The sequence below is a fragment of the Rhodococcus sp. 4CII genome, assembly GCF_014256275.1.
GTDB classification, from domain to species: Bacteria; Actinomycetota; Actinomycetes; order Mycobacteriales; family Mycobacteriaceae; genus Rhodococcus_F; species Rhodococcus_F wratislaviensis_A.
The window spans coordinates 783,768-810,205 of the sequence record NZ_JACCFE010000002.1; the positions used below are offsets into that span (position 1 = coordinate 783,768).

Annotated in this window: 31 protein-coding genes and 1 tRNA gene; 12 read left to right on the forward strand and 20 right to left on the reverse strand. The window is 67.7% G+C overall.

Annotation, left to right across the window (positions count from 1 at the left end; all coding sequences use genetic code 11):
• On the forward strand, positions 1 to 1,068 hold the full coding sequence (locus tag H0B43_RS04575; RefSeq protein WP_185729105.1) for an iron-siderophore ABC transporter substrate-binding protein: 1,068 nt from the start codon (positions 1 to 3) through the stop codon (positions 1,066 to 1,068).
• An 8-nt stretch (positions 1,069 to 1,076) separates the two neighbouring features.
• On the forward strand, positions 1,077 to 1,550 hold the full coding sequence (locus H0B43_RS04580) for an NUDIX domain-containing protein (RefSeq protein ID WP_185729104.1): 474 nt from the start codon (positions 1,077 to 1,079) through the stop codon (positions 1,548 to 1,550).
• Positions 1,551 to 1,696: 146 nt separating this feature from the next.
• On the opposite strand, the gene nrdF is transcribed toward H0B43_RS04580, so the two are convergent.
• The 5 genes from nrdF to H0B43_RS04605 all read right to left on the reverse strand — a co-directional run bounded on the left by nrdF (position 1,697) and on the right by H0B43_RS04605 (position 6,415).
• Entirely contained in the window at positions 1,697 to 2,671 is a 975-nt protein-coding gene (gene nrdF / locus H0B43_RS04585) for a class 1b ribonucleoside-diphosphate reductase subunit beta (protein ID WP_185729103.1), read from the reverse strand.
• A 17-nt stretch (positions 2,672 to 2,688) separates the two neighbouring features.
• A complete protein-coding gene (locus tag H0B43_RS42770; protein WP_185729102.1) occupies positions 2,689 to 3,453 on the reverse strand; it encodes an NUMOD3 domain-containing DNA-binding protein in 765 nt (254 codons plus the stop codon).
• Between the two features lie 37 nt (positions 3,454 to 3,490).
• Positions 3,491 to 5,626: a class 1b ribonucleoside-diphosphate reductase subunit alpha gene (gene nrdE, locus H0B43_RS04595; RefSeq protein WP_185729101.1), complete on the reverse strand. Its 2,136-nt coding sequence runs from the start codon at positions 5,624 to 5,626 to the stop codon at positions 3,491 to 3,493.
• Positions 5,627 to 5,634: 8 nt separating this feature from the next.
• Positions 5,635 to 6,093, reverse strand: coding sequence for a class Ib ribonucleoside-diphosphate reductase assembly flavoprotein NrdI (nrdI, locus tag H0B43_RS04600; protein WP_185729100.1), 459 nt, complete (start codon positions 6,091 to 6,093; stop codon positions 5,635 to 5,637).
• A gap of 88 nt (positions 6,094 to 6,181) precedes the next feature.
• Positions 6,182 to 6,415, reverse strand: coding sequence for a redoxin NrdH (locus H0B43_RS04605; RefSeq protein WP_005240286.1), 234 nt, complete (start codon positions 6,413 to 6,415; stop codon positions 6,182 to 6,184).
• Positions 6,416 to 6,978: 563 nt separating this feature from the next.
• On the opposite strand from H0B43_RS04605, the gene H0B43_RS04610 reads away from it, so the two are divergent.
• Complete coding sequence (locus H0B43_RS04610; protein WP_185729099.1) at positions 6,979 to 7,803, forward strand: siderophore-interacting protein; 825 nt, start codon at positions 6,979 to 6,981, stop codon at positions 7,801 to 7,803.
• A gap of 30 nt (positions 7,804 to 7,833) precedes the next feature.
• Here the strand turns inward: H0B43_RS04610 and H0B43_RS04615 are convergent, their stop codons facing one another.
• On the reverse strand, positions 7,834 to 8,397 hold the full coding sequence (locus H0B43_RS04615; protein WP_185729098.1) for an NAD(P)H-dependent oxidoreductase: 564 nt from the start codon (positions 8,395 to 8,397) through the stop codon (positions 7,834 to 7,836).
• A 101-nt stretch (positions 8,398 to 8,498) separates the two neighbouring features.
• On the opposite strand from H0B43_RS04615, the gene H0B43_RS04620 reads away from it, so the two are divergent.
• Together H0B43_RS04620 and H0B43_RS04625 are read left to right on the forward strand one after the other, a co-directional pair.
• Positions 8,499 to 9,098: a TetR/AcrR family transcriptional regulator gene (locus H0B43_RS04620; RefSeq protein WP_185729097.1), complete on the forward strand. Its 600-nt coding sequence runs from the start codon at positions 8,499 to 8,501 to the stop codon at positions 9,096 to 9,098.
• Positions 9,099 to 9,132: 34 nt separating this feature from the next.
• On the forward strand, positions 9,133 to 9,903 hold the full coding sequence (locus H0B43_RS04625) for an META domain-containing protein (protein WP_185729096.1): 771 nt from the start codon (positions 9,133 to 9,135) through the stop codon (positions 9,901 to 9,903).
• Here the strand turns inward: H0B43_RS04625 and H0B43_RS04630 are convergent.
• Positions 9,900 to 10,451 carry a nucleosidase gene (locus H0B43_RS04630; protein ID WP_185729095.1) on the reverse strand — a complete coding sequence of 184 codons (552 nt, stop codon included), beginning with the start codon at positions 10,449 to 10,451 and terminating at the stop codon, positions 9,900 to 9,902. The two genes, H0B43_RS04625 and H0B43_RS04630, sit on opposite strands and share 4 nt — an antisense overlap.
• 50 nt (positions 10,452 to 10,501) lie before the next feature.
• On the opposite strand from H0B43_RS04630, the gene nadE reads away from it, so the two are divergent.
• Positions 10,502 to 11,341, forward strand: coding sequence for an ammonia-dependent NAD(+) synthetase (gene nadE / locus H0B43_RS04635; protein WP_185729094.1), 840 nt, complete (start codon positions 10,502 to 10,504; stop codon positions 11,339 to 11,341).
• Between the two features lie 4 nt (positions 11,342 to 11,345).
• The gene (locus tag H0B43_RS04640) at positions 11,346 to 12,131 is read left to right on the forward strand and encodes an SDR family oxidoreductase (RefSeq protein WP_185729093.1); all 786 of its coding nucleotides are present in this window, start codon (positions 11,346 to 11,348) and stop codon (positions 12,129 to 12,131) included.
• Here H0B43_RS04640 and H0B43_RS04645 read toward each other — a convergent pair.
• Together H0B43_RS04645 and moaA are read right to left on the reverse strand one after the other, a co-directional pair.
• A complete protein-coding gene (locus H0B43_RS04645) occupies positions 12,128 to 12,385 on the reverse strand; it encodes a MoaD/ThiS family protein (protein WP_185729092.1) in 258 nt (85 codons plus the stop codon). The genes H0B43_RS04640 and H0B43_RS04645 overlap by 4 nt on opposite strands.
• Positions 12,378 to 13,433 (reverse strand): GTP 3',8-cyclase MoaA, encoded by a 1,056-nt coding sequence (gene moaA / locus H0B43_RS04650; RefSeq protein WP_185729091.1) that lies wholly within the window; start codon positions 13,431 to 13,433, stop codon positions 12,378 to 12,380. The genes H0B43_RS04645 and moaA overlap by 8 nt, the downstream gene beginning before the upstream one ends.
• Before the next feature lie 125 nt (positions 13,434 to 13,558).
• Between moaA and glp the strand changes: the two genes are divergently transcribed.
• The 4 genes from glp (at position 13,559) to H0B43_RS04670 (ending at position 17,797) form a co-directional block, all read left to right on the forward strand.
• The gene (gene glp, locus H0B43_RS04655) at positions 13,559 to 14,743 is read left to right on the forward strand and encodes a gephyrin-like molybdotransferase Glp (RefSeq protein WP_185729090.1); all 1,185 of its coding nucleotides are present in this window, start codon (positions 13,559 to 13,561) and stop codon (positions 14,741 to 14,743) included.
• Complete coding sequence (gene moaCB / locus H0B43_RS04660; protein ID WP_185729089.1) at positions 14,740 to 15,714, forward strand: bifunctional molybdenum cofactor biosynthesis protein MoaC/MoaB; 975 nt, start codon at positions 14,740 to 14,742, stop codon at positions 15,712 to 15,714. The genes glp and moaCB overlap by 4 nt, the downstream gene beginning before the upstream one ends.
• Complete coding sequence (locus H0B43_RS04665) at positions 15,707 to 16,120, forward strand: molybdenum cofactor biosynthesis protein MoaE (RefSeq protein ID WP_185729088.1); 414 nt, start codon at positions 15,707 to 15,709, stop codon at positions 16,118 to 16,120. Before moaCB ends, H0B43_RS04665 begins: the two co-directional genes overlap by 8 nt.
• Before the next feature lie 252 nt (positions 16,121 to 16,372).
• On the forward strand, positions 16,373 to 17,797 hold the full coding sequence (locus H0B43_RS04670) for a DEAD/DEAH box helicase (RefSeq protein WP_185729087.1): 1,425 nt from the start codon (positions 16,373 to 16,375) through the stop codon (positions 17,795 to 17,797).
• Here H0B43_RS04670 and bluB read toward each other — a convergent pair.
• The 3 genes from bluB to H0B43_RS04685 form a co-directional block, all read right to left on the reverse strand.
• The gene (gene bluB, locus H0B43_RS04675; protein ID WP_185729086.1) at positions 17,794 to 18,453 is read right to left on the reverse strand and encodes a 5,6-dimethylbenzimidazole synthase; all 660 of its coding nucleotides are present in this window, start codon (positions 18,451 to 18,453) and stop codon (positions 17,794 to 17,796) included. The two genes, H0B43_RS04670 and bluB, sit on opposite strands and share 4 nt — an antisense overlap.
• Positions 18,450 to 19,487, reverse strand: coding sequence for a GTP-binding protein (locus tag H0B43_RS04680; RefSeq protein WP_185729085.1), 1,038 nt, complete (start codon positions 19,485 to 19,487; stop codon positions 18,450 to 18,452). Before H0B43_RS04680 ends, bluB begins: the two co-directional genes overlap by 4 nt.
• Before the next feature lie 74 nt (positions 19,488 to 19,561).
• A complete protein-coding gene (locus H0B43_RS04685; protein ID WP_185729084.1) occupies positions 19,562 to 20,047 on the reverse strand; it encodes a DapH/DapD/GlmU-related protein in 486 nt (161 codons plus the stop codon).
• Between the two features lie 128 nt (positions 20,048 to 20,175).
• On the opposite strand from H0B43_RS04685, the gene H0B43_RS04690 reads away from it, so the two are divergent.
• Positions 20,176 to 20,577, forward strand: a complete 402-nt coding sequence (locus H0B43_RS04690; RefSeq protein ID WP_312033929.1) for a PAS domain S-box protein — start codon at positions 20,176 to 20,178, stop codon at positions 20,575 to 20,577.
• Between the two features lie 265 nt (positions 20,578 to 20,842).
• Here H0B43_RS04690 and H0B43_RS04695 read toward each other — a convergent pair whose 3' ends face one another.
• From H0B43_RS04695 to H0B43_RS04730, 8 genes are all read right to left on the reverse strand, one after another.
• The gene (locus tag H0B43_RS04695; protein ID WP_011598322.1) at positions 20,843 to 21,052 is read right to left on the reverse strand and encodes a hypothetical protein; all 210 of its coding nucleotides are present in this window, start codon (positions 21,050 to 21,052) and stop codon (positions 20,843 to 20,845) included.
• Positions 21,053 to 21,138: 86 nt separating this feature from the next.
• A tRNA-Ala gene (locus H0B43_RS04700) sits at positions 21,139 to 21,211 on the reverse strand.
• 162 nt (positions 21,212 to 21,373) lie between these two features.
• A complete protein-coding gene (locus H0B43_RS04705; protein WP_185729083.1) occupies positions 21,374 to 22,105 on the reverse strand; it encodes a DsbA family protein in 732 nt (243 codons plus the stop codon).
• Between the two features lie 41 nt (positions 22,106 to 22,146).
• Entirely contained in the window at positions 22,147 to 22,635 is a 489-nt protein-coding gene (locus H0B43_RS04710; RefSeq protein ID WP_185729082.1) for a MauE/DoxX family redox-associated membrane protein, read from the reverse strand.
• 26 nt (positions 22,636 to 22,661) lie between these two features.
• Entirely contained in the window at positions 22,662 to 23,888 is a 1,227-nt protein-coding gene (locus H0B43_RS04715) for an MFS transporter (protein ID WP_185729081.1), read from the reverse strand.
• A 59-nt stretch (positions 23,889 to 23,947) separates the two neighbouring features.
• On the reverse strand, positions 23,948 to 25,579 hold the full coding sequence (gene pgm / locus H0B43_RS04720) for a phosphoglucomutase (alpha-D-glucose-1,6-bisphosphate-dependent) (RefSeq protein ID WP_185729080.1): 1,632 nt from the start codon (positions 25,577 to 25,579) through the stop codon (positions 23,948 to 23,950).
• Positions 25,580 to 25,651: 72 nt separating this feature from the next.
• Positions 25,652 to 25,996 (reverse strand): fluoride efflux transporter CrcB, encoded by a 345-nt coding sequence (gene crcB / locus H0B43_RS04725; protein ID WP_185729079.1) that lies wholly within the window; start codon positions 25,994 to 25,996, stop codon positions 25,652 to 25,654.
• Positions 25,993 to 26,364 (reverse strand): CrcB family protein, encoded by a 372-nt coding sequence (locus H0B43_RS04730; RefSeq protein WP_185729078.1) that lies wholly within the window; start codon positions 26,362 to 26,364, stop codon positions 25,993 to 25,995. Before H0B43_RS04730 ends, crcB begins: the two co-directional genes overlap by 4 nt.
• Between the last annotated feature and the right edge of the window lie 74 nt (positions 26,365 to 26,438).

The following is a 26,438-nucleotide window of genomic DNA, read 5'->3' on the forward strand; positions in this document are numbered from 1 at the left end:
TTGTCCCCTCGTAGGTTTTCCGCCCGCCGCGCGTCCACCGGTCTCGTCGCCGCCCTCGCCGCGCTCGCGCTCGCCGGCTGCTCTCAGCCGTCCGACGACGAGCCCGCAGCGTCCATCGTCCGGACCACCACGCAGATCGCAGGCGCCGGTGTGGTCGGCATCGAGAGGGACACCACCACGGCCTGCGCCGCGCCGGCCCCCGTCGACGCCGCGCTCGCTGCCGGGTCGACGCACCGGGTGGTGCACACGAAGGGTGAGGCCGACGTGCCGTCCGATCCGCAGCGGGTCGTCGTTCTCGACAGCGCCGCGCTGGACGCCGTGTGCGCGCTCGGGCTGTGGGAGCACGTCGTCGGCGCGGCGACCGTCGACGGGGACTCACCGCAGCCCGGATACCTCGGCACCGGCATCTCGGAGATCCCAGGCGTCGGAACCGTCGACGCCCCGGACGTGAACAAGATCGCCGCGGCGGATCCGGACCTGATCCTCGGATCGAGCCCGGCGTCCGACCAGCTGTACGGCGAACTGTCCCCCATCGCGCCCACCGTGTTCGCCGGTTCCGATCCCGTGTACTGGAAGGCGCAGTTCGTCCTCGCAGGCAATGCCCTGGGCCGGGCCGACGCGGCGACGGCGGCGCTCGAGCAGTACCAGCAGGACGCCAGGCAGCTCGGCGTCGACATCGACGCTGCGCAGACCCAGGCGTCCGTCGTCCGCTTCGGCGCCGACAGCATGGAGGTCGAGGGTCCGGCAACGTTCGCCGGCCAGGTCCTCACCGACGCCGGGGTACGGCGACCCGCCTATCAGAACCTCGACGGTGCGGTCACGGAACCGATCTCCGACTCGGACATCGACCGGGCCGAGGGCGACCTCATCTACGCCGTCCTGGACGGCGAGGAGGGCACCGCGCATGCCGAGGACGTCATGTCCGGTGAGGCATGGGAGGACCTCGGGGCGGCCTCCGACAAGCGGGTCTTCGCCGTGGAGGGTGACGTGTGGGGCGGAAACGGTCTCGTCGCCGCGCGCGCGATGCTCACCGACATCAGGAACACGCTGAACGGCTACGTCGGCTAGGAGGCCCGGTGCCCGTCCCCGAGTTTGTCACCGCCCTGCGCGGGCACGTCGGCACGGCGCCGCTGTGGCTGTCCGGGGTGAGCGTCGTGGTGCGTGACGACGACGGCCGGGTGCTGCTGACCCACCGCGTCGACAACGGCAGGTGGGCCGTCGTGTCCGGCATCCTCGAACCCGGTGAGGAACCCGGCCCGGCGGCGCTGCGCGAGGTCCGCGAGGAGACCGGCGTGGACGCGGAACTGGTCCGGATCAGCAGCGTCGACGTCACCGACCCGGTCACCTATCCCAACGGCGACGTCGCGCAGTACCTCGACGTGTGCTTCCTCGCGCGGTACGTGGGCGGTGACGCCGTCGTCTCGGACGACGAGAACCACGACGTCGCCTGGTTCTCCCCCGACGCGCTGCCGCCGGACCTCACCCCGTCGTCCCGGCTGCGTCTCGACAAGGCGCTGCAGGACCAGCCGGAGGCGTGGTTCCGCCGCTGAACGCAGTTCGCCCGATGTCACCCCGGTGCAATCGAACTGCACCGGTGTGACATCGGGCGATGCGAAGGGGTGGGGTTCTAGAAGTCCTGAGCGGGTCGCTCTAGAAGTCCCGAGCGGGTCGCTCTAGAAATCCCGAGCGGGTCGCTCTAGAAATCCCAGTCTTCGTCTTCGGTGTTGACGGCCTTGCCGATGACGTAGGAGCTGCCCGAGCCGGAGAAGAAGTCGTGGTTCTCGTCGGCGTTCGGTGAGAGCGCCGACAGGATCGCCGGATTGACGTCCGTCTCGTCCTTCGGGAACAGACCCTCGTAACCGAGGTTCATCAGCGCCTTGTTGGCGTTGTACCGCAGGAACTTCTTGACGTCCTCGGTGAGACCCACCTCGTCGTAGAGGTCCTGGGTGTAGTCGACCTCGTTGTCGTAGAGCTCGAAGAGCAGCTCGAACGTGTAGTTCTTGAGGTCGTCGCGTTCGGCCTCGGTGAGCTGTTCGAGACCCTTCTGGTACTTGTAGCCGATGTAGTACCCGTGCACGGCCTCGTCACGGATGATGAGGCGGATGAGGTCGGCGGTGTTGGTGAGCTTCGCCCGCGACGACCAGTACATCGGCAGGTAGAAGCCGGAGTAGAACAGGAAGCTCTCCAGCAGAGTGGACGCCACCTTGCGCTTGAGCGGTTCGTCGCCCCGGTAGTAGTCCATGACGATCTCGGCCTTGCGCTGCAGGTTCGGGTTCTCCTCGGACCAGCGGAAGGCGTCGTCGATGTCGCGGGTGGAGCACAGCGTCGAGAAGATCGAGCTGTAGCTCTTCGCGTGCACCGACTCCATGAACGCGATGTTGGTGTACACCGCCTCTTCGTGCGGGGTGATGGCGTCGGGGATGAGGCTGACGGCGCCCACCGTGCCCTGAATGGTGTCGAGGAGCGTCAGCCCCGTGAACACCCGCATCGTGAGCTGCTGCTCCTGCGCCGTGAGCGTCCCCCACGACGGAATGTCGTTGGACACGGGCACCTTTTCGGGCAGCCAGAAATTGCCGACGAGACGGTCCCACACCTCGGCGTCCTTCTCGTCCTGGACGCGGTTCCAGTTGATCGCGGATACCCGGTCAATCAGCTTGATCTTCTGGCTCATGACTGCTGTCGCTTTCTTCACTCTTCGTTGGTTGTGCCTGCATCCTCGATGCAGTACTGACACGTGACCATCGCGACACCCTTGTTGGTGTGATAGCGCGTGTGGGCATTGCGCCTACTCGACGGCATCGGCCGCCCCATTCGAGCAGACGACATCTTCGCACGTGTCTCGTCGCTCGCCTTCTTGCCGAAGTTCGGATTGCCCGCCCCGCGCCGCTGCTCGGACATCCGTGCGCGTGACTCTTCCGGCATGGGGTGACCGAAGCGGGGGTGATCGGCTCCGCGTTTTCCGAAGTTCGGATTGTCGGCCCCGCCGTTGGACCCCTTCCGCTCAGCCGACCACTTCTCCCTCTGCGCGTCGGAGTGCTTGCGCCCGTGGAACGGATTCTCCTCGGCGAAGCGACTGACTCCGACCCTCCCAGTCGACCGACGGCGAGCGGCTTCCCGCATCTCGTCGGTCCAGACGACGCCCGTGGGTCCGATGCCACCGTCCGAAAGATTCAGCAGTGGCTGACCGTCCCGGCGGAGGTAGGCGATCCAGGTGATCTCGGCTCGGCCGAGGTCGTCGAGACCCTCGACCCAGTCCAAGGTATCGGCGATGACCTCGCTCCGGTCCTGCTTGCGCAGCCAATCGTAGAACGCCGTCTTCCGACCTCCTGCGGCAACTTTGAGATGTTGGCGCAGACGGACATCTGTGGACTTCGTCGTGAGACCGATGTACCGGTACTCGAACGACGACCGAAGTCGCACCCCGTAGATCACTCCACCTGTCGCCGTCGTCACGGTTTGCTCCCCAGTGTTCAGAGATAGTGGCTCGGATTCACAACATGCAGGAGACGCAGTTTTCCACCTCAGTCCCCTCCAACGCGAGCTGTCGGAGGCGGATGTAGTAAAGCGTCTTGATGCCCTTGCGCCACGCGTAGATCTGAGCCTTGTTGATATCCCGGGTGGTGGCGGTGTCCTTGAAGAACAGCGTCAGCGACAGGCCCTGGTCCACGTGCTGGGTGGCCGCGGCGTAGGTGTCGATGATCTTCTCGTACCCGATCTCGTAGGCATCCTGGTAGTACTCCAGGTTGTCGTTGGTCAGGTAGGGCGCCGGGTAGTAGACGCGGCCGATCTTGCCTTCCTTGCGGATCTCGATCTTCGACGCCACCGGGTGAATGGAGCTGGTGGAGTTGTTGATGTAGGAGATCGATCCGGTCGGCGGCACCGCCTGCAGGTTCTGGTTGTAGATGCCGTGCTGCTGCACGGAAGCCTTCAGCTCACGCCAGTCGTTCTGGGTCGGGATGTGCAGGCCCGCATCGGCGAACAGCTGCCGCACCCGCTCCGTCTGCGGCTCCCAGGCCCGGTCGGTGTACTTGTCGAAGAACTCACCCGAGGCGTACTTGGACTCCGGGAAGCCGGCGAAATACGTGCCGCGCTCCTTGGCGATCTCGTTGGACGCCCGGATCGCGTGGAACACCACGGTGTAGAAGTAGATGTTCGTGAAATCGATGCCCTCGTCGGAGCCGTAGTGGATCCGCTCGCGTGCCAGGTATCCGTGCAGGTTCATCTGCCCGAGACCGATGGCGTGTCCCTCGTCGTTCGCCTTCTTGATCGACGGGACCGAGTCGATGGAGGTCTGATCGGCGACGGCGGTCAACGCGCGGATCGAGGTCTCGATGGTCTGCGCGAAGTCCGGCGAGTCCATCGCCTTGGCGATGTTGAGCGAACCCAGGTTGCAGGAGATGTCCTTGCCGATATGACTGTAGGACAGGTCGTCGTTGAACTCCGACGGCGTGGAGACCTGGAGGATCTCCGAGCACAGGTTGGAGTGGGTGACCTTGCCCGCGATCGGGTTGGCACGGTTCACGGTGTCCTCGTACATGATGTACGGGTACCCGGACTCGAACTGCAGCTCGGCCACGGTCTGGAAGAACTCGCGTGCCTTGATCTTCGACTTGCGGATCCGCTTGTCGTCGACCATCTCGTAGTACTTCTCGGTGACGTTGATGTCCGCGAAGGGCACCCCGTAGATGCGCTCGACGTCGTACGGCGAGAAGAGGTACATGTCCTCGTTCTTCTTCGCCAGTTCGAACGTGATGTCCGGGATGACCACACCGAGCGAGAGGGTCTTGATGCGGATCTTCTCGTCGGCGTTCTCCCGCTTGGTGTCGAGGAAGCGGTAGATGTCGGGGTGGTGCGCGTGCAGGTACACCGCGCCGGCACCCTGACGCGCGCCGAGCTGGTTGGCGTACGAGAACGAGTCCTCGAGCAGCTTCATGATCGGGATGACGCCCGAGCTCTGGTTCTCGATCTTCTTGATCGGGGCGCCGTGCTCGCGAACATTACTGAGCAGCAACGCGACTCCGCCGCCGCGCTTGGACAGCTGCAGGGCGGAGTTGATGGAGCGGCCGATCGACTCCATGTTGTCCTCGATGCGGAGCAGGAAGCAGGACACGGGCTCGCCGCGCTGCTTCTTGCCCGAGTTGAGGAACGTGGGGGTGGCGGGCTGAAAGCGGCCGGCGATGATCTCGTCGACCAGCTTGGTGGCCAGATCCTCGTCGCCGGCGGCCAGCGTCAGGGCGACCATGCAGACACGGTCCTCGAATCGCTCGAGGTACCGCTTGCCGTCGAACGTCTTGAGCGTGTACGAGGTGTAGTACTTGAATGCACCGAGGAAGGTGGGGAACCGGAACTTCTTCGAGTACGCATGGTCGATCAGCGACTTGACGAAGTTGCGCGTGTACTGGTCGAGGACCTCACGCTCGTAGTAGTTCTCCTTGACCAGGTAGTCCAGCTTCTCGTCCTGGTTGTGGAAGAAGACGGTGTTCTGGTTGACGTGCTGGAGGAAGTACTGGTTCGCGGCCTCGCGGTCCTTCTCGAACTGGATCTCGCCGTTGGGGCCATACAGGTTCAGCATCGCGTTCAACGCGTGGTAATCGAGTTCTCCCGAGGAGACGTCGGGTCGTGCCACAGCGCGTTCTACACTCCCAGCCGGGGCTGTGTCTGTGATTGTCGGTGCCACTGTTCACTCTCCATGAATTGTTCGAGCCCGTCCCGGACTGCTACTACGTCTTCGGCGGTACCCATGAGCTCGAAGCGGTACAAGTACGGAACCCTGCACTTCTGCGAAATCACGTTTCCGGCATAGCAATACGACTCGCCGAAGTTCGTATTGCCTGCAGCGATCACCCCACGGATGAGGGAGCGATTGTGCGTGTTGTTGAGGAATCTGATGACCTGCTTGGGCACGTAGCTCGTGTCCCGACCGGTCGCGGTGATGCCGCCCCCGTAGGTCGGCAGGATCAGGACGTACGGCTCATCGACCTCGAACGTGCCCGCGCGGTCGTGCAACGGAATGCGCGTGGCCGGGACACCCAACTTCTGAACGAAGCGATGGGTGTTCTCCGAGGCGCTGGAGAAGTACACCAGCGATGTCATCGGTTTCCACCATCTGGACTAGTACTACCGTTTACTGCCGCCCGGGAATCGGGTCGTTCTCCGCCTCGGGCGGTGCGATCGCCTCGCTTCAAGCAGCGTTTGCCGAGAGGGTCTTGATGCGGTCGGGGCGGAAGCCCGACCAGTGCTCGTCACCGGCCACGATCACGGGCGCCTGCAGGTATCCCAGTGCCATGACGTAGTCCCGGGCTTCGGGGTCTTCGGTGATGTCGACGACGGAGTATTCGATGCCCGCCTTGTCGAGGGCCCGGTAGGTGGCATTGCACTGAACGCAAGCGGGCTTGGTGTAGACGGTGATGCTCATGAAGTCCCTCTTTCCACTGCCGAATGAAGCTGACGAAGTGTGTGTTCAGCGCACTGAGATCACCCCTGATCGAGATGGCGGTGACCCCCGATGGAGATGCTCACCGAGTCGGTTCTCGTTGTGGTCTCTCAGTGCTCAAGACACTACACCTAGTGGCCGACAGAAACACTTAACCCGAGATGTTGTGAGTCACATCGATGAAATTCCCAGGTCGTAATCTTGACGACCACAAATTTCCCACTCACGTCGGCGTGTCGCGCATCACATGTTCGGCGTGATGCCGGTCACCCCGCGGGTCGCGCTCGTGCGCTGGAGGCTCAGGGAGCCTACTTCAGCTCGGCGGACACGCCCGCATCCGTTGCGTGGACCCCGCGGACGGACCGTTCGCACCGCCTCGGACGGCCAGTCGGACGGACGCCGTCCGTACCCCTCGGCACCCACCGGGGTCCACCGCCGCGGCCCGCCCCCAAGGGCCGGCGCCGGACGTCGTGAGCACTGCACCCGGTGCGCTAGCCGGCCGGTAACTACCGGGACCGGGCGTCGCGTCCCGGTAGCGTGAGCGGATGCCCGAAGAGCCCCTCGATTGGTCGGCGCCCGTGGCGCGCACCCGGCGGGTGACGCCGAACATGCAGAGGATCACCCTCGCCGGCGGAGATCTCGGCCGATTCGAATCCAGCGGGATACCCGACGAGCGGCTGCTCCTCGCGTTCCCACCGGACGGCGCGGAGAAGCGCAGTTACACCGTGCGCCGCTGGGATCCGGATGCCCTGGAGATGGACATCGACTTCGCCGTCCACGCGGGCGGGACCGCTGCGCACTGGGCCGCGAGCGCACGCCCGGGCGACAGGCTCGGGTTCTCCACCGCCTCGGGGTGGTACACGCCGCCCACCGATGCGCAGTGGCAGCTCCTGCTCGCCGACATGACGGCACTGCCCGCCGTCGGCCGGATCATCGAGGAACTACCCGGTTCGGCTCGCGTGCACGTGATCGCGGAGGTCACCACACCAGACGACCGACAGCAGTTCACCACGGATGCCGCACTGACCGTGACCTGGCTGCACGGGAGCGGCAACGGCGCCGGGGACAGCGTGCTCGCCGAGGCGGCCCGCGACTGGTCGCGACCGGATGCGCCGGGCTACGTGTGGTTCGCGGGCGAGGCCACGGTGTCTCGGGTGGTACGGCGCTGGTTGCGACACGACCTGGGCTGGCCCGCGGAGCGGTACGACGTCATCGGCTATTGGCGCGACAACAAGGAGGAGTGGATCGCGCGGTACGAGACGGTGCGCGAACAGATAGAAGCCGCCAGGGATTCTGCCCTGGCGGCCGGTGACGACTTCGACTCGGTGCGGGACGCCGTCGACGCAGCCCTGGATCGGACCGGGCTGTAGCGCCGACGACATCCCGCGCGCGAGGGACCGTCAGGCGTCGACGAGCTGCTTCGTGGCGTCGACGAGGCTGGCGACGACGCCGGCGACCTGCTGCGCGACCTCGGCGTTCTCGCGCGGGTGACGGTCACCGAACTTGTCGATGGTGCCGCCGATGGCAAGGGTGACGTCCTCGAGGACCTTTCCGCCGGCGATGCGGACGGCCTTGCGGGTGTCTTCGTGCGCCCACTGTGCGCCGTTGCCGCTGGGCGAGGCGCTGATGACGGCGACGGGCTTGTCCTTCACGGCGCCGGTGCCGTACGGCCGCGAGATCCAGTCGATGGCGTTCTTGAGAACGGCGGGGATGGTGCCGTTGTACTCGGGCGTCAGGAGCAGCAGCGCATCGGCGTGGCCTGCGGCGTCACGCAGCGCCTCGACGGCGGGAATGGAACCGGCGACGTCGATGTCTTCGTTGTAGAAGGGAACCTCTCCGAGTCCGTCGAACACGATCACCTCGGCACCCTCGGGCGCCACGGCGACCGCGGTCTCGGCGAGCTGACGGTTGACCGAGGCGGCGCGCAGGCTGCCGACGAGAACGAGAACGTTGGTCTGTGACATGTCAATAATCCTTCGATGGTGCGTAGGGCGACTCGCGAACATGTATACCAACTAAACGGACCGTGGTCCACTTATGTTCCCGTCACGGTAGGATGCGAAGCGTGACCAGCCCCCTCCTGCCCCAGATCGGAGTCGATCCCCCCGAACGCGGAGACGCCGCACGCAACCGCCGCCTCCTGCTCGATGCGGCTGCGCTACTGGTGGCCGAGCGGGGAGTCGACGCCGTCACCATGGACGCCGTCGCCTGCAAGGCCGGTGTGGGCAAGGGCACAGTGTTCCGCCGGTTCGGCAGCCGGTCCGGTCTCATGCACGCACTTCTCGACCACACCGAACGCGAACTCCAGCAGGGCTTCATGTTCGGTCCCCCGCCCCTCGGGCCCGGCGCCGACCCGATCGACCGCCTGATCGCCTTCGGCCACGCCCGCATCGCGATCGTCGAGGTACAGGGCGAGGTGCAACGCGCCGCGGAGAACTCCCTCGAGTTCCGTTTCGCCGCACCCGCGCGGGCGGTCTCGGTGCACCACGTCGTGTCCCTGCTCCGCGCCGCGGGGGTGCAGGGCGACCACCAACTGCTCGCCTGCTCGCTCCTCGCGCCGCTCGAGGCCACCCTGGTGCTGCACGAACTGCGCGACCTCGGGATGTCGGTGGAGCGTCTCGGCAACGCCTGGGAGGACCTGATCCGGCGCGTCACCCGATCGTGAATCCGGATCGCGACAATCTGTCTAACCTCGGGGAATGCGCACCACCGCCGTCACTCTCGCGTTCCTGACGTTCGCCTCGCTCACCGCGTGCGGCGGGGAGGATCAGACCGCGCCGCCGGATCCGTCGGGCCGCACATTCGTCTCCACCTCCGTCGAAGGCGATCCCATTCCCGGCGGTGGGCCGCTCGTGCTCGGGTTCACCGACACGGGACGCGTCTCCGTCGAGGCAGGGTGCAATCAGGGCAGCGCCGACGTCGATCTGTCCGGCGGGAAGGTGGTGGCAGGCCCGCTCGCGATGACGCTGATGGCGTGCCCGGGAGAGGCGGCCGGCGCGGACGCCTGGGTGACGGGACTCCTGGACGCGCAACCGACCTGGACCCTCGACGGCGACCGGCTCACCCTGACCACGGCCACCGGTGCGGTGACGCTGACCGACGAGCGGGTCGCCCGGCCGGATCGGCCCGTCGTCGGGACCACCTGGACGGTGACGGCGCTGATCAGCCCGGATGCGGTCACGACGACAGCGGCGCTCGAGCGGACCGCGCCCCAGATGCTGATCGCGAACGACGGTTCCGCGTCCGGGTTCACCGGCTGCAACCAGATGCGCGGGTCCGCGGACGTGCAGCGGGGTTCGATCACGTTCGGGCCGTGGGCCACCACCCGGATGGCCTGCCCCCCGGACGTCACCGAGGTCGAGCGTGCGGTTCTCGCCGCGCTGACCGGAGAAACGACCTACAGCGTCCGTTCGGACACGTTGCGGGTGACCAACGCCGACGGGTTCGGGTTGACGTTCCGGGCGAGTTAGAGGGCCGCGAGCCAGGCGCCCAGTGCCCGGGCGCTCCCATCGATCCGGGCGGGCCAGTCCAGGGCGGAATCGTCGGCCGCGTCACTGACGTGTTTGACCAGCCGGCACCGGGCACCGCTGCGGGCGCTGGCGTAGGCGACGGCGAACCCTTCCATGTCCACGAGGTCGGCTCGCCGGGCCAGGACGTCGCGCACGGCGGCATCCGCCACGAACAGATCGCCGGTCGCGAGCACGGAACCGTCGCCGTCCGGCAGGTCGAGGAGGTCGGCGACCTCGTGTCCGAGAGCGCGGATGGCGTCGCCGCTGATGTCGTGGTTCAGCACGGTCGACGGCGTGAACAGGCCGCTGTGATGCTCGTGCAACGCACCCGCGGTGCCGATGTTGACGACGAGCGGCCTGTCCGTCCGCGGGTAGTCGGCGAGGGCGGACGCCACGGCCACGGCAGCGCTCACCTTGCCGATGCCGGTGATCAGCACCTCGAACTCGGACGGGACGTGCACGGCCTCCGCCTTGGTCGCGCTGACCACCAGGACGTCCGATCTACTCATGCGCGGAACCGTACCCTGCGCTCGTCAGGGGCACTCGCTAGAGTTCTGTCATGTCGAATCTACGTGCGCAGATCCTCGAGGAACTCGGTGCCCGGCCCACCATCGACGCGGCCGAGGAGATCCGAAAGCGCGTTCAGTTCCTGAAGGACTATCTGCTGTCGACCCCGGCCACGGGCTTCGTCCTGGGGATCAGCGGCGGTCAGGACAGCACCCTCACCGGACGTCTCGCGCAGCTCGCGGCGACCGAGCTCCGCAAGGAGGGCCACGACGCCGAGTTCGTTGCCGTCCGACTCCCCTACGGCACCCAGGCCGACGAGTCGGATGCGCAGATCTCCCTCGACTTCATCAAGCCCGACCGGTCGGTGGTCGTCAACGTGAAGCCCGGTGCGGACGCCACCGCGAAGGAATCGTCCGAGGCGCTGCGCGACATCATCGGCGACGGCGGAGCACTGCGCGATTTCGTCCGCGGCAACATCAAGGCCCGCGAGCGCATGGTGATCCAGTACTCCATCGCCGGACAACTCGGATACCTCGTCCTCGGCACCGATCACGCCGCCGAGGCGATCACCGGATTCTTCACCAAGTACGGCGACGGCGGCGTGGACGTCACCCCCCTCACCGGGTTGTCCAAGCGCCAGGGCGCGGCCCTCCTGCGCGAACTCGGCGCACCCGAGAGCACGTGGAAGAAGGTTCCCACCGCCGACCTCGAGGACGATCGTCCCGCCCTCCCCGACGAGGAGGCGCTGGGAGTGACGTACGCGCAGATCGACGACTACCTCGAGGGCAAGGACGTGCCGGACGCCGTCGCCGAGAAGCTCGAGGCGATGTTCCTCGGCACCCGGCACAAGCGGACGGTCCCGGTGACGCCGCTCGACACCTGGTGGCGGTGACCCGATGGTCCAGGCGCTGGTCGTGGGCGGTACCGGCACGGCGGGTCGGCAGGTAGTCAAGGAGTTCCTTGCGCGCGGCCACTCGGTCCGGGTCCTGACCCGGCACGGCGGTGCCCCCGGAAGCGAAATCGTCCATTTCCACGGCGATCTCGTCACCGGTGACGGCCTCGCGGAGGCTCTCGACGGCGTCGACGTGGTGGTCGACACCACCGATGGCAAGACCCGTGGCACGCGGGCCGTGCTCGAGCGGGGCAGCGAGAACCTGCTCGCCACCGCGGACGGCGCCGGCGTGCGACGCGCCGTCCTCCTCTCCATCGTCAACGTCGATCGGAGCGAATTCGCGTACTACCAGGCGAAGCGCAAGCAGGAACTGGTGTACGAGAACGCGTCGATGGACACGACGGTCGTGCGGGCCACCCAGTTCCACGACTTCATTCCCATGATCGCGAAGCCGGCGAGCAGGGTCGGAGTGATTCCCGCCTTCTCCAAGACGAGTTTCCAGACCATCGATACCCGGGACGTCGCGACCGCACTGGTCGACGCCGCCCTGGCCACCGAGCCGTCCCCGGACGGCCCGATCACCATCGGCGGCCCCGAGGTGCGCACCGCCCGCGACCTCACGACGGCGTGGAAGAAGGCCACGGGCACGCACGGTGTCGTCGTGACCGTCCCGCTCCCCGGCGCGATGGGGAAATTCCTGCGGGACGGGTCGAACCTGGTGCCCGACAATCAGTTCGGAACGATCACCTTCAACCGGTGGCTGTCCGACGCCGCCCGCGCGCAGGCCTAGCCGCCGGCGAACGGCGGCAGCACATCCACCTGGGCGCCTGCCGTCCGGGTGAGATCGCGCGTCAGTTCGGAATCGACGAGAAACGCCGAGACCGACAGCACCTGCTGCATGTCGGGACCGTACTTGGCGAGGAGAAGTTCTTTCACCTGGGCGAGGTCTGCGGTCGCGGGGAGATCGAGAGTCTCCTTGGTGCACCCCGCGGCGTCGGCGGCGGCGGCGAAATACCGAACCGAGATACCCGTCACGTCAACCACCGATTGCTCCCATACTGCGTTCCGGCGGAGCGAAACCGTCCGCGTTGATTCCGTGCCCTGCCCACTTGTTCCACATCGCGCCGCGCCACAACTGCGCCAGCTCCTCGTCGTCCGCACCCGACCGCAGCGCCGCCCGCAGGTCGATCTCCTGATCGCTGAACAGGCACGACCGTACCGTTCCCTCGGCGGTGAGCCTGGTGCGATCGCAGTCGGCGCAGAACGACCTGGTGACGGACGCAATGATCCCGACCGTGGCCGGACCACCGTCGACGAGCCACTCCTCGGCCGGTGCCGACGGGTCGTCCCGGCCGTGTTCGGTGAGCGTGAACCGCTCGCCGAGGACGGCCAGTAACCGGTCGGCGGTGACCATGTTCTCGCGTGCCCACTCGTGATCGGCATCGAGCGGCATCTCCTCGATGAACCGTAGCGTGACGCCCTCGCGCAGGCACCATTCCAGGAGATCGGCCGCGCCGCTGAGCGTTTCGGGCATCAGCACCGCATTGATCTTCATCGGCGCCAGTCCGGCTCTGGCGGCGGCTCGGATACCGGCCATCACCGACGGCAGTCGGTCCCGCCTCGTCAGCCGCGCGAAGTGCTCGCGATCGACCGAATCGAGGGAGACATTGACCCGTGTCAGACCTGCACGCGCGAGCCCGGCCGCGCGGTGCTCGAGACCGACCGCGTTGGTGGTCATCGCCAGCGGGATACCCGGCACGCGCGCGGCGCATCCGGCGATCATCTGCTCGAGGTCCACCCGCATCAGCGGTTCGCCCCCGGTGAACCGGACCTCGCGCACGCCGAGGCGATGGACGGCGATGTCGACGAGCCGGACGATCTCGTTCGCGGTGAGCAGGTTCTGCGCCGGAATCGCGGGCAGGCCCTCCTCGGGCATGCAGTACGTGCAGCGCAGCGAACACTTCTCGGTGATGGACACCCGCAGGTCCCGCGCGACGCGGCCGAACCGGTCGACCAGCTGGTCGACGTCCGGTCTGCCGACGAGCGAGACCGACGACCGGACGGACGGGATACCCATCTCCACTGTCGTCATCGAATTGCCTTTCCCTGCATCTGTCCAGTATGCCGCTAAGGGGGTGATCACTGTGTGACGCGGTGCACTCTCGTCGCGTCTCTGGAGGCGTGCCTAGGATTGGTGACCATGGCCGGAGGAATATCGTGACCGCACGCTCTGTGGAGCAACACGCCCAGCACGTCGCCGAACTTCTCGCGACCCTCCACGAGCGGCCGGCGGAGGAGATTCCGCTCGGGGAGTCACTCGGGCGCGTCCTCGCCGCCGACGTCCACTCCCCCGTCGACCTGCCGTTGTTCCGAAATTCGCAGATGGACGGGTACGCGGTCGACGCCGCATCCGTGGCTTCGGTCCCGGCGGTACTGCCGGTGCGGGGCGTGATCGCGGCGGGACCGGCAGGCACCACCACCCATACTCCCGGGACCGCCTACCGGATCATGACCGGTGCGCCGATCCCCGACGGCGCCGACGCGATCGTCCCGGTCGAGGACACCGAGGCCACCGACGGACAGGTCCGCATCGAACGCTCCCGCACCGCCGGCGAGTTCGTGCGCGAGCGCGGCAGCGACGTCCGCGAAGGCATGCTCCTTCTGCCCGCAGGCAGTGCGCTCGCCGCCCGGCATATCGCCGTCCTCGCCGCCGTCGGCTTGCAGCACGTCCCGGTGCTACCGCGCCCGCGGGTCGCCGTGATCACCACCGGCGCCGAACTCGTGGACGCCGGCACCGTGCTGCATCCGGGAGAAATCTACGACTCCAACGGAATCGCCCTCGCGTCGAGCGCCAGGGCCAACGGCGCCGAGGTCGTCTCGATCACGCGCAGCGGCGACGACCCCGCCGAGTTCCGGACCCTGCTCGCGGAGGCGACCACCACCGCCGATCTCGTGCTCACGTCCGGCGGGGTGTCGATGGGCGATTTCGAGGTGGTCAAGGAAACCCTCACACCGCTCGGCGCACACTTCGGTCACGTGGCGATGCAGCCGGGCGGCCCCCAGGGCACCGCCGTGGTGGACGGCACACCCGTCCTCAACTTCCCCGGCAACCCCGTGAGCACCCTCGTCTCGTTCGAGGTGTTCGCGCGCCCCGAGATCCGGCGCGCAGCGGGTCTCCCCCCGACCGAATCCGAGGAACTGCCGCTCGCCGCGGCCGTCACCTCCATTCCGGGCAAGCGGCAGTTCCTCCGCGCCCGCCGTACCGGTGCCGGGGTCGAACTCGTCTCCGGCCCCGGTTCCCATCTCGTCGCCGCGATGGCATGGGCGGACGTCCTCGTCGACGTTCCGGCCGACGTCACCGCGCTCGACGCAGGCCAACTCGTGAAGGTGATCCCCCTATGACCGACCTGACACACCTCGACAGCGAGGGCCGCGCCCGCATGGTCGACGTGAGTGCGAAAGCGGACACGACCCGAACCGCGGTGGCCGCCGGGCAACTGGTCACCACACCCGCGGTGATCGAACTGGTCAGGGCGGACGACCTCCCGAAGGCCGACGTCCTCGCGACGGCCCGGATCGCCGGGATCTCGGGTGCGAAGAAGACGTCCGAGCTGATTCCGCTCTGCCATCAGCTCGCGCTGTCGTCGGTGAAGCTGGAGTTCGGATTCACCGACACCGCCATCACCATCGAGGCCACGGCGAAGACGAAGGGCCCGACCGGCGTCGAGATGGAGGCCCTCACCGCTGTCGCGGTCGCCGGACTGACGTTGCACGACATGGTGAAAGCGGTCGACCCGGCCGCGACGCTGGACGGGGTCCGGCTGCTCACGAAGGACGGCGGCAAGCGTGGGCACTGGACGCGGGAGCAGCAGAGCACCGGAATTCCCACGGTGGCACCGCGATCCGCGGCCGTGCTCGTCGCTTCCACCGGCGGGGCGAGGGGCACCCGGGAAGACACCACCGGCCCGGTCATCGCGTCGTGGCTCGAGGAACGGGGCTTCACCACCCGCGGTCCGCTCGTCTACGCCGACGCGGACATCGCGGCCGGCCTCGCCGACGCACTGTCCGGAAGTCCGGCATTGGTCATCAGCACCGGCGGCACCGGCGTCTCCCCCACCGATGCCACCCCGGAGGCCACCCGCGCCGTCCTCGATCGAGAACTCCCCGGTGTCGCCGACGCCATCCGGAACCGCGGAACCGAGGTGACCCCGCACGCCTCGCTGAGCCGCGGACTCGCCGGTGTGTCGAACGGCACAGTCGTGGTGAATCTCCCCGGCTCGCCGGGCGGGGTGAAGGACGGATTGTCCGTCCTCGACCCCATCGTCGATCATCTTCTCGCCCAGGTTGCCGGTGGAGGTGCCCACGATGCCTGACATTCTCGCCCAGATCTCGGATCAGCCGCTCGATCCCGCCGTCGTCGACGCCGCCGTGACCGGGCCCGAACACGGCGCAGTCGTCGTGTTCACCGGCGTCGTCCGCAATCACGATGGCGGACAATCCGTTTCGGCACTCGAATACCAGTCGCACCCGGACGCCGAACGCTTCCTCCGCACCGTATGCGAGGAGGTCGCGGCCTCCTCCGGACTCCCCGTGGCGGCCATCCACCGGGTGGGGTCCCTCACTGTCGGCGACCTCGCGGTGGTCGCCGCGGTCGCGGCTCCGCACCGCGGCGAGGCGTTCGCCGCGTGCGCCGAACTGGTGGAGCGGATCAAGCACGAGGTGCCCATCTGGAAGCGGCAGAAGTTCGCCGACGGGGCCTCGGAATGGGTCGGTCTGTGACTCCTCGGTCGGACCGTTCCGCCGCCACCAGGTAGACTCGCCATCACTAGGTGACCACAACGGTCATCCAGCGTCGTAGAACGCATTCAGTTCGGTCACCCGAATCCTGTTGGATGTGCACCACCGCATCCGCTCTTCTTACGGCGAAGAAGCTTGCCGACCGGCAACGCCGCCAACCTGTGCTCGAGCTCCGACGGAGACATTCCGTATCGGCCCTCCGGGCACGACCCTGTGCCCGAAAGGCCTGACCACTTGTCTGACACACACGCTCCCGACACGACATTCGCCGCGCTCGGTGTCCGCGAACCGCTGGTGAAAGCACTCGCCGACAAGGGGATCACCTCCCCGTTCCCCATCCAGGTCGACACCCTTCCCGACACGCTGTCGGGTCGCGATGTGCTCGGCCGGGGCAAGACCGGCAGCGGTAAGACGCTCGCCTTTTCCATCCCGATGGTGTCTCGCCTCGCCGGCGAACTGTCCGGCGGCAAGCGCCGCCCGGGTCGCCCGGTGGGCCTGATCCTGGCCCCCACCCGCGAGCTCGCCACGCAGATCACGGCAACCCTCGAGCCCCTCGCCGCCGCCTACGACCTGCGGGTCACCACGATCTTCGGTGGTGTCTCCCAGAACCGCCAGGTGAACGCACTCAAGGCCGGCGTCGACATCGTCGTCGCATGCCCCGGCCGGCTCGAAGACCTGATGAAGCAGAAGTTCGTGAGCCTCGACGCCGTCGAGATCACCGTCCTCGACGAGGCCGATCACATGGCCGACCTCGGCTTCCTGCCCGTCGTCACCCGCATCCTCAACGCGACCCCCCAGCAGGGGCAGCGGCTGCTGTTCTCCGCCACCCTGGACAACGGCGTGGACAAGCTGGTGAAGCGCTTCCTGAAGAACGAGGTCCTGCACTCGGTCGACGAGGCGAACTCGCCCGTCGCCGCCATGACGCACCACGTGTTCGACGTGGACGGCGTCGAGGCCAAGCGCAAACTGGTCGAGCGGCTGGCGTCCGGCACCGGACGACGCATCCTGTTCATGCGGACCAAGCACCAGGCCCGCAAGCTGGCGCGTCAGCTCACCGAGGCGGGAATCCCGTCGGTCGACCTGCACGGCAACCTGTCGCAGGCGGCCCGCGACCGCAACCTCGCGTCGTTCTCCGCCGGTGACGCACGCGTGCTGGTGGCCACCGACGTCGCGGCGCGCGGCGTTCACGTCGACGACGTGCAGTTGGTCGTCCACGTCGATCCGCCCGCCGAGCACAAGGCGTACCTGCACCGTTCCGGTCGTACCGCACGCGCGGGCAGTGCCGGCGACGTCGTGACGGTGGTGCTGCCCGAGCAGCGCAAGGATCTGGCCGTCCTCATGCGCAAGGCCGCGATCAAGGTGACCCCCGTCCGCAGCACCGCGGATTCCGCCCACGTCCTCGACCTCGTCGGCGACATCGCACCGCACGTCGCTCCCGCCCCCAAGGTGGCACCCGCGGCGAACGGCGGTGGCGGACGCAATCAGCGACCGGGCGGCGCCCAGGGCGGACGCGGCGGTCAGGGCGGACGCGCGCACGGTCAGGGCGGCGGGGCACGTCGCTCCCGCGCGGGTGGAGCAGGCCGCACGCGCGCAGCCTCCTCCACCGGCAGTGGAGCCCGCACGGCGGCCGCGGGCGGCTCACGCCGCCGTCAGGGCTAGAACTTCTCGAGGTGGACGGCGTCGGCCAGCGGCCGGCGCCCCCGCCACCCGAAGCGCTCGAGGTCCGGCACCTGCTGGAACTCGGCGACCCTCCCCACGCACAGCCATGCGATGGGACGTACCGGCTCCGGAATGCCCAGCAGCTCGGTGAGATACGGCTCGTCGTAGAACGACACCCACCCGACGCCCACGTTCTCGGCGGCCGCCGCGAGCCACAGGTTCTGGATCGCGAGCACCGCCGAGAACAGGCCGGTGTCGTCGACCGTGTGCCTGCCGAGGATGTGTTCGCCGCCGCGACTCCGGTCGTAGGTCACGACCACACCCATGCCGCTCTCGCAGATCCCTTCGATCTTGATCGGGTCGAACGTCGCCTTCCGGTCTTCGGGCAGCGATTCCGCGAACCGCCTGCGGGCCCCTGCCACGTGGCCGGCGAAGGTGCTCAGTGTCCCGGTGTCGCGCACGACCACGAAATCCCACGGCTGCGTGTTGCCGACGCTGGGGGCGCAGTGCCCGGCGCCAAGGATGCGATCGAGGACCTCCGGCTCGATCGGCTCCCCGGTGAACTCGGCTCGCACGTCCCGGCGACGACGGATCGCGTCGTACACGGACAGCACGGGTTCGGGGCGGGGTTCAGGACTACACGCAGACTCGGTCACGCCGTCACGGTATAGCGGTGCACACCCAGCATCGCGCCGGGGTCCGCCTCTTCTCCGCTTGCCACGACGCAGTCCGCGAGCCGTTCCCGCACGTGCCCGGCCTCGATGTCGGCGCCGATGAGCACCAGCTGGGTTGCCCGTTCCTCGCCGGGTTCCCAACGCGCCGACGTGAATCTGATATGCGGGCCGACCGTCTGCACCTCGAACTTCCGCGACTGCCCGGGCACGGCGAAATGCACGAATCCCTTGATCCGGTAGATGCCGACCGGTCGCTTCTCGAGGAACTCCACGAGTCGCCGTGGATCGATCGGCGCCTCCGACGCGAAATCGATCGCCTCGTACGACGAGTGCAAGTGGTCGGAGCCGTCGCAGTGCTCGTGCTGATCCAGCAGGAGTTGATCGAGGGTGAGCTGCTCCCCCGCCGCCGGTTCGCGCCCGGGCTCACGGTCGAACAGGAGGGTGGGCTCGATCCGCCCGTGCGCGGTGGTGAGGACGGGTGCGCGGTCGTTGTACCCGCGGACCGTCGCATGCACGGCTGCCCGCCGGTCCTCGTCGATGCGGTCGGTCTTGTTGAGGATCACCAGGTCGGCGAGCGTGACGTGCTTGCCGAGGTCCGGGTGCTGCGCCGACATGTCCTCGAACTGCTCACCGTCGACCATCACGACCAGTCCGCCGTACACGACATGCGGGTTCGCGCTGCCGAGGACGAGCCGAATCATGTTGCGCGGCTCCGCGAGCCCGCTCGCCTCGACGATGATCACGTCGATCTGCGACGTGGGGTGGGCGAGGCGGTCCAGCATCTCGTCCATGTCGCTGACATCGACTGCGCAGCACATGCACCCGTTACTCAGCGACACCATGGAATCGACCTGACCGGCCACCATCATCGAATCGATGTTCACGGCGCCGAAGTCGTTGACGATGACGCCGACGCGGACCCCGCGGTTGTTCCGCAGCACGTGGTTCAGCAGCGTGGTCTTTCCCGAACCGAGGAATCCGGCGACGATGACGACCGGAATCCGCTTCTTCGCCACCGCTGCGACCTCCGTGGACCCTCGACGATCTACCGGGCGCCCATCCTAGCGCCCCGCTGCCGCCAGGTCCGCACTCAGCCGACGGAGGCCCCGGCGCCCAGGTCGCGGACACGGGACGCGGGTGAGCCGGCGTACAGCCCGTTCGGCTCGCAGTCACGGGTGACCACCGCGCCCGCCCCGATGACGCACCCGGCCCCCACCGTCACCCCGGGAAGGATGATCGCGCCGGCGCCGATCCAGCACCCGTCGCCGATCACGATCGGACGATGTACCACCCGCCCACACCGACCGGAGGCCGGACCGATGTCGTGGGTGCTCGTGACGAACTGCGCACGATGCCCGACGGCGACCTGCCTGCCGAGCGTGATGGGCGCGGTCCCGTCGAACAGCACTCCCCGGTTCACGAACGTGCCCACACCCATCGAGATGTCCTTGCTGCCGAAGTAGCAGCCCGAGTAGATGCCCGCGCCCCACACCTTCGCGCCCGCCGCCATCAGGAGGAGCACGCGCAGCCAGACGGGGACGAACGCGGAGGCCTGAACTATGGTGACGAAACGCACCCCGTCACCCTAGCCCCGCGGAGCCCGGTGACGACCCGAAGGTTGCTCGCCATTAGCTGTTCTCCCACCCGAACTCGAGGACTCCGGCGTACTATGTGGGCGCCGACGAAGGAGCCCGAGGGGGGACTGTGAGAGAATTGGATAGCGACGGATTCGCTGCCCTGGTGGAGTCCATCCCACACGCGATCAGCGTGCACGACCGGGACCGGAACGTCGTATTCAGCAACTCCGCGTGCGCCGCCCTGATCGGCTACGACACCGAGGAATTCGCAGACCTCGACCACGAACGGCTGTTCCACCCCGACGACGCCCCACTGTGGGGCACCATGCTCGCTCGGGTACTGGGGGTCGAAAACCCCAGCGCCACAGCACATCTCCGGATCCGCCACCGCGCCGGTCATTGGATCTGGGTGCTCGTCGCGGCGTCCACATTCATCGCAGGCCCCGAGAGGCTGGTCGCACTCGTCCTCCAGGACGAATCCGACACGATCTGGGGCAACCCCACGGCCGCGCGACAGCCCATCAGGTAGCCGGCTCACCGCCCCGAACCGGGCACAGGGCAACTACACGGCGGAGTCCGGATCGTGGCGCCGCACCGCCGGCAGTAGTGGGTGCGGTGGCCACCGTTGTTCGATGTCGCACACCCGCACACCTCCCACCCCACCAGGCACGTGTTCGCGGCGAGCAGATGCCCGTTCGGACAGCGCCCCGGCGCGGTTTCCGTTCTGGTGGCCACCGGTCGAATCTACCGCGGAATCGAACACATGTTCCCCTCGGTTCCGGCTGGCCGTCGGGTCACATGTAGTTGCCGGGCGATCCGTCCTCCTGCCCGTCCTCGCGCTCCACCAGAAACCAGCTGCCGGGGGCGTAGATCAGTTCCCGGGCGGCACGGACGATGACGAGGGCCCCGGACTCGTGGATGCTGTAGCTGTCGTCGTCGCCGAAGTCGGTGACGGCGAACTCCGCCAATTGGTCGAATGATCGATGCGTCACAGTGAATGTCATGACGCCAGTGTCCCACCGGCACAACGGGGAAGAATGAGAAAAGCCTCCCGCCGCATGATCAGCGGACGGGAGGCCTTTCTCGAAAGTGGAGCTAAGGGGACTCGAACCCCTGACCCCCACACTGCCAGTGTGGTGCGCTACCAGCTGCGCCATAGCCCCGTATTCGGTTGTTCTCCGCACTCGGAATGACTTCCTCCGTGCTCGAAGAAAGTTACACCATTGCCGACCGGGCCAACAAATCGCCTGGTCAGAGGCGCTTCGCGCCCGAGCGTGGTCGAGGAGTCCAGACACTCGTCAAGCACGCACGGGCGGCGGAGCCGCCTACAGCTGCGACACCCAGTTCTCGTTGGACAGCGCGTCGATCACGGTGCCGTCCTTCACCACGGCAGGGGTGCCGGTGGCGCCGCTCGCTGCGAGGGCCTGACGGCCCGCCTCGGCGTGCGCACGGGCCTGCTCGACCTTCGCACCGGTGCTGATGCACTGGGTGGCGGCGTCGGACGCTCCGGCGCCGCCGGCGATCCGCGCGAGATCCTCGTTGGTGTGGTCCGAGCTGCCGTTCTCCTTCGGCTGATTCGCGGGCGAGAACAGGGCCGCGTGGAACGCCGAGTACGCCACGGCGTCACCGGTTTCGGCGATGCACTCGGATGCGGCGACGGCGCGGGTGGAGTAGTCACCGCTCGCCGAGAGCCGGTCGAGGAAGTTCAGGACGTGATAGCGTACGGCCACCTTGCCGTCGTCGACGGCCTGCGCGATTTCCTGGCCGTTCCGGTTCTCGAGTTCGGCGCAGTACGGGCACATCGGGTCTTCGAACAGATCGATCGTGGTGGCCGCGTCGGGGCGACCGAGAACGACCACGCCGTCGTCCTGCAACGCCACCTGGACCTCCGAGTTCTGGACGCCGCCGTACCCGTCGTTCCGCGGCTTGCTGCGGTTGCTCTGCCAGATCACACCCCCGATGACCAGTGCTGCGATCACCAGCACGGCGAGCCCACCGAGAATGTAAGTGGACCGGCTCGATTCCGGTTGCGGGTTGTACTTGTTCTTCGCGCTCACGTGGATGCAGTCCTTCGACGTCGGATCGATTTACCGAATGCTTACTGTGCCACCGTCTGCTGAGGGGTCACTGAGAGAGTGGTGCGGGAGCGGAGCCCCAGCGCGAACGGCGTACGCGGGAACACCATCAACCACGCTGCCAGTGCGAGGAAGCCCACATCGCGGAGGATTTCCCTGATGTAGTCCCAGCCGTTCACGTCGGCCACACCGCCGCCGCCGAAGCATCCGCAGTCGATGGACAGCCCGCGGGCCCACACCGAGACGATCACGCCGATGAGCACGAGGAGCAGCACGGCCGACACGGAGGCCGTGACCCGGACTGCGAGACCGATCAGCAGGAGCAGTCCCAGCGCGATCTCGAAGAACGGCAACGTGTTGGCTACCGGACGGACGAGGTCCTCGGGAAGCAGTTGGTAGGCGCGGACGGCGATGACGGTCTGGGCGGGGTCGGCGACTTTCAGTGCGCCGGAGACCAGCCAGACGCCGGCGAGAGACAGCCTGGCGAGGAGGGAGACGATCTTGATCCACACCCGACCGAGCGTACCGAAGCCGCCGGTCAGACCGCTTCGACCGACACCTTGGGCGCCGCCCTGTTCGGCACCAACAGCCAGCCCACGGCGGCGAGGAGCATGACCCCTCCGGTCACGCCGAAGGCGACCGCGTACGACAGGTGCTGAGCGAGCAGACCCGCACCCACCGGACCGAGCACTCCGCCGACGTCGGCGACCATCTGGAACGTGGCCAGCACGGGGCCGCCGCGGGACTTCGCGCCGACGACGTCGGCGACCGCAGCCTGCTGCGCCGGGCTCATCACGCCGGACCCGATGCCGGCGATACCCGACAGCACCAGGAATACCGGGAGGCTCTCGCTGAGACCCATCCCGATGGTGCTGGCGCCGCACACCAGCAGGCCGAGGAGAACGAACAGCTTCCGTCCGTAGACGTCGGACAACCGTCCCGACACCATGAGGACGAGCGCGTTCCCGACGGCGAAGACGGTGAGGGCGATGCCGGCGAGGGACGCGTCGCGGTGCAGCGCCTCGACGACGAACAGCGGGACCATCGCGACCCGCACCCCGAAGATCACTCCGCCGAACGCGAAGTTCGACCCCAGCGCGGCCCGGTAGATCGGCTGTCCCAGGGCGTCCCGCAGCGTCATGGTGGCACCGGTGGCGGTGGCGTCCGGCGCGGTGAGGTGGGAACCGCGCAGGCTCACGAACACGACGGCGGCAGCGATGACGAGGGCGATCGCGTAGATGACGAACGGAACCCGGAGACCGAAGCCGACGAGCAGACCACCGACGAGCGGTCCGGAGATCGAGCCCATCAGAAAGCTCGTCGCGTACAGCCCGGACACGCGGCCACGACTGTCCACCGGCGCTATGCGGATGACGAGGCCCATCGCCGACACCGTGAACATCGTCGAGCCGATGCCCCCGAGTGCACGGAAGATCAGCAGCTGCCAGTAGTCCCCCGCGACCGCGCAGGCGGCGGTCGACGCGGCGACGATCAGGAGACCGGTGATGTAGACCGGACGCTCTCCCAGCCGCTGCACCAGCCGTCCGCTGACCGGGGCGAAGACCAGACGCATGAACGCGAACGAGGAGATCACGACGGTGGCGGCCGTGACGCTCACGTCGAAGCTGCGGGCGAACTGAGGGAGGGCGGGTGCGACGAGCCCGAACCCGAGTGCGATGACGAAGCTGGCCGAGACCAGCACCCAGATTTCGGACGGGAGCCGCGGGCCCTGCCCGGTGGACAGCCCGGCTGCGCGAGTGTTCATAGTTGAATCCGATGGTAGGTCCCGCGCCGTCGGCGACCGCGCCTACCCCGCCCGAGCACCTATCTCAGGACGTCGGCCACCAGGTCCCTGGCCGCCGCCTGCACCTCCGCGAGATGGTCCGGGCCCAGGAAGGATTCGGCGTAGATCTTGTAGACGTCCTCGGTTCCCGACGGCCGCGCCGCGAACCACGACGAATCCGTGGTGACCTTCAGCCCGCCGAGCGGCGCTCCGTTGCCCGGCGCACTGGTCAGCGTCGCGGTGATCGGCTCGCCCGCCAGTTCGGTGGCGGACACCTGTTCGGGGGACAGCTTCGCCAGCACCGCCTTCTGCTCCCGGCTGGCGGGGGCATCGATGCGCGCGTACGCCGGGCTGCCGAACTTCTCGGCCAGCTCGAGGTACCGGACCGACGGTGTCTTGCCGGTCACGGCCGTCATCTCCGAGGCGAGCAGGGCCAGGATGATCCCATCCTTGTCGGTGGTCCACACCTCGCCGTCGTGGCGCAGGAACGAGGCTCCCGCGCTCTCCTCACCGCCGAACCCGAGCGAGCCCTCGAGGAGTCCGGGGACGAACCACTTGAATCCCACCGGAACCTCGAGCAGTTCGCGGCCGAGGCTGTCGACGACGCGGTCGATCATCGACGAGCTGACGAGCGTCTTGCCCACCTTCACCGCAGGCCCCCATCCCGTCCGGTGGGAGAACAGGTAGTCGATGGCCACCGCGAGGTAGTGGTTGGGATTCATCAGTCCCCCATCGGGAGTGACGATCCCGTGCCGATCCGCGTCGGCGTCGTTTCCGGTGGAGATGTCGAACCGGTCGCGGGCGCCGATCAGCGAGGCCATGGCATCCGGTGACGAGCAGTCCATACGGATCTTGCCGTCGGTGTCGAGGGTCATGAACCGCCACGTCGGATCGACCAGCGGATTGACGACCTCGAGATCGAGCCGGTGGGTGTCGGCGATGGCACCCCAGTAGTCGACGCTGGCCCCGCCCAGCGGATCGGCGCCGATCCGCACACCGGCGCTCCGGATGGCGTCGAAATCGAGAACACTCGGCAGGTCGTCGATGTAGAAGCGGAGGAAGTCGTATCGCTCGGCCCGCCGGATCGCCCGGTCCGCGGAGATTCTCCGCACCCCCGAGAGGTTCCGGCGGAGTAACTCGTTCGCGCGGTCGGCGATGATCGTCGTCGCCTCGGAGCCGGCGGGGCCGCCGTGCGGCGGATTGTATTTGAAGCCGCCGTCGCGAGGCGGGTTGTGCGACGGGGTCACGACGATCCCATCGGCCTGAGACTCCGGGCCACTGCGGTTGTAGCGGAGAATCGCATGACTGACCGCGGGGGTCGGGGTGTACCGATCGCGCGAATCGATCAGCACCGTCACGTCGTTCGCGGCCAGGACCTCCAGAGCCGACGTCCACGCCGGCTCCGACAGGGCGTGGGTGTCGCGGCCGAGGAACAGCGGCCCGTCGACGCCCTGCGACGCCCGGTACTCGACGATGGCCTGGGTGGTGGCCAGGATGTGAGCCTCGTTGAACGCAGTGTCCAGGCTCGAGCCTCGGTGCCCGGAAGTCCCGAACAGTACTTGCTGCAACGGATTATCGGGGTCGGGCACCCCGCTGTAGTACGCGGTCACCAGGTGCGGGATGTCGACGAGATCTTCCGGCAGTGCCACCTGACCCGCCCTGTCGTGCGCCACGAGACCTCCTGAAAACGTCGGGATCGAACTCGACTACCCAACCATCCTGCACCCTCGCGCCGGACTCTGCCCTCAAGACGTCGATCGGAATCCGAGCCAGGCGGCGGCCAGACCGAATGCCACACTCGCGACCACGTACACCAGGGACGTGAGCGTGTGACGGATCCGCGCGAGGCCCACCGATTCGACCGCGAACGTCGAGTAGGTGGTCAGTCCGCCGCAGAACCCCGTGCCGAGGAGCGCGAAGGTCTGCGCGGACAACGATGCCCCCGCCAGCAGTCCGAGGATCAGGCATCCGGCAACGTTCACCACGAAGGTGGCCACGGGAAAACTGCGGTACGAGTCGACGTACCGGCCCGCGAGGTAGCGCGTCGTCGCACCGAGCGCGCCGCCGAGCCCCACGAGCAGAACCGTCACGCGGCAACCCTCCGCGCGACCACGCGCCGGTAGATGTGACCGGCGAGCATGCCCAGCCGCGCGGCGAGCAGAGCGGGTACCAGGGTCGCCACCACGTAGAGCGCGGCGGTCGCCGCGTCCTCACGCGCGGCGTCCACGGCGAATGTCGAAAACGTGGTGAACCCGCCGAGCACGCCGACCCCGAGGAACAGCCGCCACAACCGGTCCGGTCCGAGGATCTCGGCCAGGCAGCCGAGCAGAAGCGAACCGACCACATTGATCACCAGGACGGTCCAGATGCCCGGCCACAGCTCGGACAGGAGGAATCTCGCGCACGCGCCGAGGGCACCGCCCAGCGCGACCACAGCCACGGGTTTCGTCAGGGACACGGCTCACATCGTGTCACGGCGGCGGCACGGGTCGTCCGAACTCGGCCGGGTACGAAAAAATCCGGGCCGGACAC

Excerpts from the sequence above, each read along its gene's own strand:
- H0B43_RS04615 (WP_185729098.1), bottom strand. The coding sequence starts at position 8,397 with ATGTCACAGACCAACGTTCTCGTTCTCGTCGGCAGCCTGCGCGCCGCC.
- H0B43_RS04630 (WP_185729095.1), bottom strand. The coding sequence starts at position 10,451 with ATGAGTAGATCGGACGTCCTGGTGGTCAGCGCGACCAAGGCGGAGGCC.
- H0B43_RS04610 (WP_185729099.1), top strand. The coding sequence starts at position 6,979 with ATGCCCGAAGAGCCCCTCGATTGGTCGGCGCCCGTGGCGCGCACCCGG.
- H0B43_RS04715 (WP_185729081.1), bottom strand. The coding sequence starts at position 23,888 with ATGAACACTCGCGCAGCCGGGCTGTCCACCGGGCAGGGCCCGCGGCTC.
- H0B43_RS04605 (WP_005240286.1), bottom strand. The coding sequence starts at position 6,415 with ATGAGCATCACCGTCTACACCAAGCCCGCTTGCGTTCAGTGCAATGCC.
- H0B43_RS04665 (WP_185729088.1), top strand. The coding sequence starts at position 15,707 with ATGCCTGACATTCTCGCCCAGATCTCGGATCAGCCGCTCGATCCCGCC.
- moaA (WP_185729091.1), bottom strand. The coding sequence starts at position 13,433 with ATGACGACAGTGGAGATGGGTATCCCGTCCGTCCGGTCGTCGGTCTCG.
- H0B43_RS04625 (WP_185729096.1), top strand. The coding sequence starts at position 9,133 with ATGCGCACCACCGCCGTCACTCTCGCGTTCCTGACGTTCGCCTCGCTC.
- moaCB (WP_185729089.1), top strand. The coding sequence starts at position 14,740 with ATGACCGACCTGACACACCTCGACAGCGAGGGCCGCGCCCGCATGGTC.
- nadE (WP_185729094.1), top strand. The coding sequence starts at position 10,502 with ATGTCGAATCTACGTGCGCAGATCCTCGAGGAACTCGGTGCCCGGCCC.
- nrdI (WP_185729100.1), bottom strand. The coding sequence starts at position 6,093 with ATGACATCGCTGGTGTACTTCTCCAGCGCCTCGGAGAACACCCATCGC.
- nrdF (WP_185729103.1), bottom strand. The coding sequence starts at position 2,671 with ATGAGCCAGAAGATCAAGCTGATTGACCGGGTATCCGCGATCAACTGG.
- H0B43_RS04640 (WP_185729093.1), top strand. The coding sequence starts at position 11,346 with ATGGTCCAGGCGCTGGTCGTGGGCGGTACCGGCACGGCGGGTCGGCAG.
- H0B43_RS04695 (WP_011598322.1), bottom strand. The coding sequence starts at position 21,052 with ATGACATTCACTGTGACGCATCGATCATTCGACCAATTGGCGGAGTTC.